Origin of the sequence: Dietzia sp. B19, assembly GCF_014145155.1 — a bacterium.
GTDB lineage: Bacteria > Actinomycetota > Actinomycetes > Mycobacteriales > Mycobacteriaceae > Dietzia > Dietzia natronolimnaea.
Genome location: NZ_JAALED010000115.1, coordinates 1 through 6,520, shown reverse-complemented (window position 1 = coordinate 6,520; position 6,520 = coordinate 1). Strand labels below are relative to the sequence as shown.

The window sequence follows — 6,520 nt, the reverse complement described above, 5'->3', positions numbered from 1 at the left end:
TCGGCCGATACCGCGCGGCGGCGCCGTGCCGCCGGTGCTCCAGGGCGCCCTCCGGCGAGTGGTCGCAAACGGCACCTGAGCGGGAACGCCACCTCGGGAAACGTGAGCGGGTGTGACCACGCGACGACACGGGCACTCCGGGGCGGCGGCCTCTCGCCGGTGCCCCACGGCGGCCGGGCGGCGCAGGGGAATTCGCGACGAGGTCTGGACTTGGACCAGCGTCCGGGTAGCCTGGTGAAGTATGTGTTTTGTGTCACAAAACCGGGAGTGCCTCGTGGACACCACTGATCACGCCAGCCCGGGCGGCGCCGACTTCGACATCGTGATCCGCGGCGGGACCGTCTACGACGGAACCGGCGCGCCGGGCGTCCGGTCCGACGTCGGGATCCGATCCGGCGTCGTCGCGGCGGTGAGCCCCACCCCGCTCCCGATCTCGCCCGGCACCCGCGTCATCGAGGCCGGCGGCAGATGGGTGATGCCCGGATTCGTCGACACCCACACCCACTACGACGTCGAACTGCTGGTCTCCCCCGGGCTCGGCGAGTCGGTGCGGCACGGGGTGACCACCGTGCTCGTGGGCAACTGCTCCCTGTCCGGGGTCTACTCGGACACCGTCGACGTGGCCGACCTGTTCAGCCGCGTCGAGGCCCTGCCCCGGGACGCCGTCCTCGAGGCACTCGAGCGCACGAAGTCCTGGTCCGACCCGGCGGCATGGCGGCGCGCGGTCGAGGCCCTGCCGCTGGGGCCCAACGTGGCGAGCTTCCTCGGCCACTCCGACGTCCGCGCCTCCGTGATGGGCCTGGGCCGGGCGACCGACCCGGAGCACTCCCCCGGTCGGGAGGAGTTGCGCGAGATCGAACGGCGGGTGGACGAGGCCCTCGACCAGGGTTTCCTCGGGGTCTCCACCATGACCAACCCGTGGGACAAGATGGACGGCGACCGCTACCGCTCGCGGACCCTGCCCTCCACACACGCCTCGTGGAAGGAGTTCCGGCGCCTCAGCCGGATCCTCCGCCGGCGCGACCGGGTCCTGCAGGGCGTGCCGAACCTCAACACCAAGGTCGACGTGGCCTTCTACGTGGCCACCAGCACGGGACTCTTCCGCAAGCCGCTGCGGGTCTCACTCCTCGCCGCCGCGGACACCCTGGCCGAGCCGTGGGTCAACCGCATCTTCCGGCCGCTGGCATGGGTGGCCAACACTCTCGGAAGGGGCAGGTTCGTGTGGCAGCACCTGCCCACCACCTTCAAGGTGTGGGCCGACGGGATCGACCTGGTGGTCTTCGAGGAGTTCGGCTCCGGACGCGAGGCGCTACACCTCAAGGACGAGATGGCCCGCACCGATCTGCTCGAGAAGGAGGGCTACCGGCGCTGGTTCCGGCGGGACTTCGAGAAGCGGTTCAGCCCACGGGTGTGGCACCGCGACTTCGACGACGCCCTGATCGTGGCCTGCCCCGACGAGTCGCTGGTCGGCAGGACCGTCGGCGACGTCGCCCGCGCACGGTCACTGCACCCCGCTGACTGCTTCCTCGACCTGGTCGTGGAGCACGGCGCCGACCTGCGGTGGACCACCACCATCGCCAACGCGCGCGAGGAGGTCGCCAACCGGCTCGCGCGGACCCCGGGGATCACCATCGGCTTCTCCGACGCCGGGGCGCACCTGCGCAACATGGCCTTCTACAACTTCGGCGTCCGCCTGCTCGAGCGCGTGCACGAGGCGGATCGTCGGGGTACCCCGTTCCTGTCCGTCGAGGAGGCCGTGTTCAAGCTCACCGGAGAACTCGCCGACTTCTACCGGCTCGACGCCGGGCGGATCGCACCCGGGCGTCGAGCCGACGTGGTGGTGATCGACCCGGCCGGCCTCGACGGCGAGTCGCTGGACTACCACGAGGAGGCGTTGCCGGAGCTCGGCGGCATCCACCGCATGGTCAACCGCAACGACCGCGCGGTGGCCGCCACGATCATCAGCGGCCACGTGGTGTGGTCCGACGGCGAGTTCGCCGAGGGGTACGGCCGACAGTTCTCGGCGGGACGGTTCCTTCCCGCGGGCGAGGCCGTGGGGCCGCGGCCGAGCTCGGACCTGCGGCCGAGTACGGACCCGCGGCCGGCCGGTCACTCGGTGGGCAGTCCGGCCTCCTCCCAGGCGGAATAGCTGCCCTCGAGTTCGGTGACGTCGTACCCGACGCTGCGCAGCGCACTGGCCACGACCGAGCTGCGGGCACCCGACTGGCAGTAGGTGACGATCCTGCCCGGGTCGGGCAGCTCGTCGCGCTCCCACATCACCTGGCCGCCGTGCAGCTGGGTGGCGCCGGGGACGTGGCCGTCGGAGTACTCGGAGGTGGCGCGGACGTCGAGCACCATGGTGTGCTCGTGGGCCTCCAGGTCCTCCGGGTCCACGGTCTCCGGGCGGAACGTGGGCAGTCCGTCGGTGGAGGTGACGTACCCGCGCGTGGAGTCGACGCCCACGCGGATGACGTGGCGCCGCAGCTCGTCGGCCGCCTCGGCGTCCTCGGCGAGGAAGACCAGGCCGCGGGTGTCGGACTCCGGGTCGATGGCCCAGCCGGCGTAGGTGCCGGCCTGACCGGCCGGGAGGTTGATGGCGCGGTCGACGGTGCCGTCGTGGACGTCGTCGGCGGGTCGGGGGTCGACGACGACGAGGTCACCGGAGTCGATGCCGGAGGCCACCTCCTCCGCTGGCAACTCCTGCAGCTCCGGCAACGGATGGCCGAGCACGGAGGGGCCGTCCCGGTTCTCGCGCTTCATCCGCCCGAAGTACGCCGGCGCGTCGGGCTGGCCGTCGAGGAGTTCGGAGATGAAGCCCTCCTCGTCGTCGTTCTCCACGTACTTCGGCCACCACGCGAACTTCCGCTCGTATCCCACCGAGCTGGACGGCAGCGCCCCCAGGGACTTGCCGCAGGCCGACCCTGCGCCGTGGGCCGGGAACACCTGGACGTGGTCGGGCAGGGTGAGGAAGCGCTCGCGGAGGCTGGCGAAGAGCTGCGTGGCGCTCTCGTAGCGGGTGTCCTCGCCGCCCGAATCGCTGCCGCCGGCGGTCTCGTCGAGCAGGTCCGGTCGCCCGAGGTCGCCACAGAACACGAAATCGCCGGTCAGCGCGTAACCGGGCTCGTCGGCGAACGCGCCGTCGGTGATGAGGAACATCAGGTGCTCGGGCGTGTGGCCGGGAGTGTGCACGGCCTTGAGGCGGACGTTGCCTAGCTCGATGGTGTCGCCGTCGCGGAGACGCTCGCCCTCGAAGCCGTAGCGCCAGTCCTCGCCGCCCTCGTCGGAGAGATACGTGGTGGCGCCGGTCGCGGCGGCCAGCTCGCGGGTGCCGGACAGGTAGTCGGCGTGGATGTGGGTCTCGGTGACCTTGACGATGGTCATGCCGTGCTGGTCGGCCATCTCGACGTAGGGCCGGAGGTCGCGGCTGGGGTCCACGACGATCGCCTCACTGCTGCTCTGGCAGCCGATGAAGTAGCTGGCGTGGGCCAGGTCGTAGTCATAGATGCGCTCGAAGAGCATGATGTGTGTCCGTTTCCGTGGGGAACAGGTACACACTCCACCGTAAAACCCTCCCCGGTATGCAGCCACCGTTCGGTCGATGGCGCGCATGGCCAGGGGTTCCGCGCCGTCGCGGCCCGGCGGCGCACACTGGGGGACGGACCGTATCGCCGATGAAAGGACCCCCACCGTGACCGACTCGCCCCTGGACGACGACACCCGCTCCCTCCTGCTCGCGCCCAACCCGGCCGTCATGGCGACGCTGCGCAAGGACGGCTCCCCGGTCACCGTGCCCACCTGGTACCGGCTGGTCGAGGGCGACCGGATCCACCTCAACCTCGACGCCGGCCGGGTGCGGCTGCAGCACCTCCGCCGCGACCCGCGGGTGGCGCTGTCCGTCATCGCGTCCGAGGACTGGTACACCCACGCGAGCATCCAGGGACGGGTCGTGGAGATCGCCGACGACCCGGACCTGTCCGGCATCGACGCCCTGAGCACGCACTACACCGGCGAGCCGTACTCGGTGCGCGACCGCGCCCGCGTGGACGCATGGGTGGAGATCGACCACGTCCATGTGTGGGGCCGACTCCGCGAGTCCTGAGCGCCGGGCGACCCGCGCGGCCGGGTGACCCGCACGGGGGAGGGCCCGCCGAACACCTCCGGCGTCCCCACGCGCGACCTACGCTGAGGCGACCCCTCGCCCGTCTACGCCCCGGAGACCTCCATGTCGGACCGCTATCCCCTCGCCGAGCTCGACGATCTGCCCGAGGACCTGCGCGAGCGCATCCTGGCCGAGCAGGAGAAGGCCGGGTTCGTCCCCGAGGTGTTCCTGATGTTCGGTCGCCGCCCGGCGGAGTGGCGGGCGTTCTTCGCCTACCACGACGCGGTGATGGACCGCGAGGGCTCGAACATGTCCAAGGCGGACAAGGAGATGATCATCGTGACCATCTCCGGTCAGAACAACTGCCAGTTCTGCGTGGTCGCGCACGGTGCGATCCTGCGGATCGTCAAGAGGGACCCCTACCTCTCCGACCAGCTGGCCGTGAGCCATCACAAAGCCGAACTGACCCCGCGGGAGCGCGCCATCTGCGACTTCGCCACCAAGGTCAACCTGCGGTCCGACGAGCTGGTCGACGCGGACTTCGCCGCGCTGCACGAGCACGGCCTGGACGACGAGGACGCGTGGGACATCGCGGCGATCACCGGCCTGTTCGGGTTGAGCAACCGGGTGGCCAACGCCACCGACATGCGGCCGAACCCGGAGTTCTACCTGATGGGCCGCGTGCCGCGGCAGAAGTAGGCGGCCGCGGTCGCGGTGGCTCTACAGCTGCTTGTGCGGGATCCCGTTGATGGTCCCGCCGTCCACCACGAACTCGGTGGCGGTGGCGTAGGAGGACTCGTCCGAGGCCAGGAACAGCACGAAGTTAGCTACGTCCTCGACGGTGCCCAGCCGGCCGAGGGGGATCGGGATCATATCGTCCGGGATCCCCTCGGTGATCGGGGTGCGCACGAGGCCCGGGTGCAGCGAGTTGCAGCGGATGCCGTGCGGGGCGAGCTCGAGCGCGACCGATTTGGTGAGCCCACGGACGGCCCACTTGGCGGCCACGTACCCGTGAGCCCACGGCGTACCGCGCATTCCCTCGATCGACGAGACGTTGATGATCGACCCCCCACCGGCGGCGATCATCGTCTCGGTGACGGCTTGACATCCGTAGAAGGTCCCCGTGAGGTTCACGTCCAGGATCTGCTGCCACTTGTCGTGCCGGAACCTGTGCAGCTCGGCCCCGTTGGCGATCCCCGCGTTGTTGACCAACACGTCGACCCCACCCCAGTCGGCGACCGTCTCCTCGACGACGGCCTTCCACTGCTCCGCATCGGACACGTCGAGATGGCGGTAGCGCGCGCCCTCCCCCAGCTCGGCCGCCACGGCCTCGCCCTGATCGTCCAGCACATCGGTGAGCACGACCTTCGCGCCCTCCGCGACGAGGCGGCGCGCGTCGGCCTCGCCCATCCCCCGTGCGGCACCCGTGATGATGGCGACCTTGCCCTCGACCCGACCCATGACGACTCCCTCTACTCGTGAACAGCTGTGGTGACGACGCCGGTCGACGCGTCAGCGCGTACCGACGATGCCCGGCGCGCCGGTGAGCGGCAGATCCAGCGTCGTGGTCAACCCCGGCGCCGCGGCCACGACGGCGGGTACGGCGTTGACCACCCTGCCGACCCCGGCGAGGATCGCCGAGTAGTTGTGGTCGCCGTCCGCGCTCTGCGCGGCCAGGTCGAGGACGTACGACGGCTCGCCGATCACCTCGACGCGGTACGAGTGCCCCTCCTGGACCGCGTACGGCCAGTCCGGCCGCAGGTCGTCCCGGGTCCGGGTGACGTGTTCGACCACGATGACGGGCTCGCCCGCCACCATGCCGGTGATCTGGAAGCGGAACCCCGCCTGGGTGCCCTCGGCGATGGTGCAGGCCGCGACCTCGTAGGTCTCCGGGGCGGGTTCGCGCTCGACGTGTTCGGTGATCTCGTCCACCTCCACGCCCAACCCGGCGGCGAGCAGGTGGATCGACGCCCCCCACCCCGCCGTCAACACCCCGGGCAGGAACAGCAGCGGGGTCTGGTCGAGCGGGGTGCCGAAACCCATGACGTCGACCATCGACTCGGTGGAATCGTAGGTGGCGTAGTCGGAGAACTCGGTGCAGCGGACCTGGCGCACCTCGCGGCAGGTGCCGGTGATCGCGAGCGGCAGGAGATCGTTGGTGAACCCCGGGTCCACGCCGGTGACGAAGAGGGTGGCACCGCCCTCCAGGGCCGCGGCCTCGAGCTTGGCGCGCGCGCTGTCGGGGACGCCCGCGGCGGGGTTGATGAGCGGAGTGGGCGCGGTGCCCGCCACGTTGATCCCGGCGGCGAGGTACTCGCGGATGTCGCGCGCGGCCTCCACCGGCCTGGTGTCGCTCATCGCGCAGTAGACCACGCAGTCGGGCGCCGCGGCCACGATGTCGGCCGCACTCGTTGTGGCGGA

Annotated in this window: 6 protein-coding genes; 3 read left to right on the top strand and 3 right to left on the bottom strand. The window is 70.8% G+C overall.

The window, feature by feature from the left end:
- The first annotated feature begins 274 nt into the window (after positions 1-274).
- Positions 275-2,149: an amidohydrolase family protein gene (locus G6020_RS04535; protein ID WP_347238308.1), complete on the top strand. Its 1,875-nt coding sequence runs from the start codon at positions 275-277 to the stop codon at positions 2,147-2,149.
- On the opposite strand, the gene G6020_RS04530 is transcribed toward G6020_RS04535, so the two are convergent.
- Positions 2,110-3,519: an MBL fold metallo-hydrolase gene (locus tag G6020_RS04530; RefSeq protein WP_182609816.1), complete on the bottom strand. Its 1,410-nt coding sequence runs from the start codon at positions 3,517-3,519 to the stop codon at positions 2,110-2,112. The two genes, G6020_RS04535 and G6020_RS04530, sit on opposite strands and share 40 nt — an antisense overlap.
- 169 nt (positions 3,520-3,688) lie before the next feature.
- Here G6020_RS04530 and G6020_RS04525 point away from each other — a divergent pair, with 169 nt between their 5' ends.
- The gene (locus G6020_RS04525) at positions 3,689-4,099 is read left to right on the top strand and encodes a PPOX class F420-dependent oxidoreductase (protein WP_304812365.1); all 411 of its coding nucleotides are present in this window, start codon (positions 3,689-3,691) and stop codon (positions 4,097-4,099) included.
- 123 nt (positions 4,100-4,222) lie between these two features.
- Positions 4,223-4,798 (top strand): peroxidase-related enzyme, encoded by a 576-nt coding sequence (locus G6020_RS04520; RefSeq protein WP_182609815.1) that lies wholly within the window; start codon positions 4,223-4,225, stop codon positions 4,796-4,798.
- A gap of 21 nt (positions 4,799-4,819) precedes the next feature.
- Here the strand turns inward: G6020_RS04520 and G6020_RS04515 are convergent, their stop codons facing one another.
- Both G6020_RS04515 and G6020_RS04510 read right to left on the bottom strand, forming a co-directional pair.
- Entirely contained in the window at positions 4,820-5,560 is a 741-nt protein-coding gene (locus G6020_RS04515) for a glucose 1-dehydrogenase (protein WP_182609814.1), read from the bottom strand.
- Positions 5,561-5,611: 51 nt separating this feature from the next.
- On the bottom strand, positions 5,612-6,520 hold a 909-nt coding region (locus G6020_RS04510; RefSeq protein ID WP_206682201.1), incomplete at its 5' end, for a diacylglycerol kinase.

What these genes read in the sequence shown, in the direction of transcription:
- G6020_RS04530 (WP_182609816.1), bottom strand. Translation starts at nt 3,519, where the DNA reads ATGCTCTTCGAGCGCATCTATGACTACGACCTGGCCCACGCCAGCTAC.
- G6020_RS04520 (WP_182609815.1), top strand. Translation starts at nt 4,223, where the DNA reads ATGTCGGACCGCTATCCCCTCGCCGAGCTCGACGATCTGCCCGAGGAC.
- G6020_RS04515 (WP_182609814.1), bottom strand. Translation starts at nt 5,560, where the DNA reads ATGGGTCGGGTCGAGGGCAAGGTCGCCATCATCACGGGTGCCGCACGG.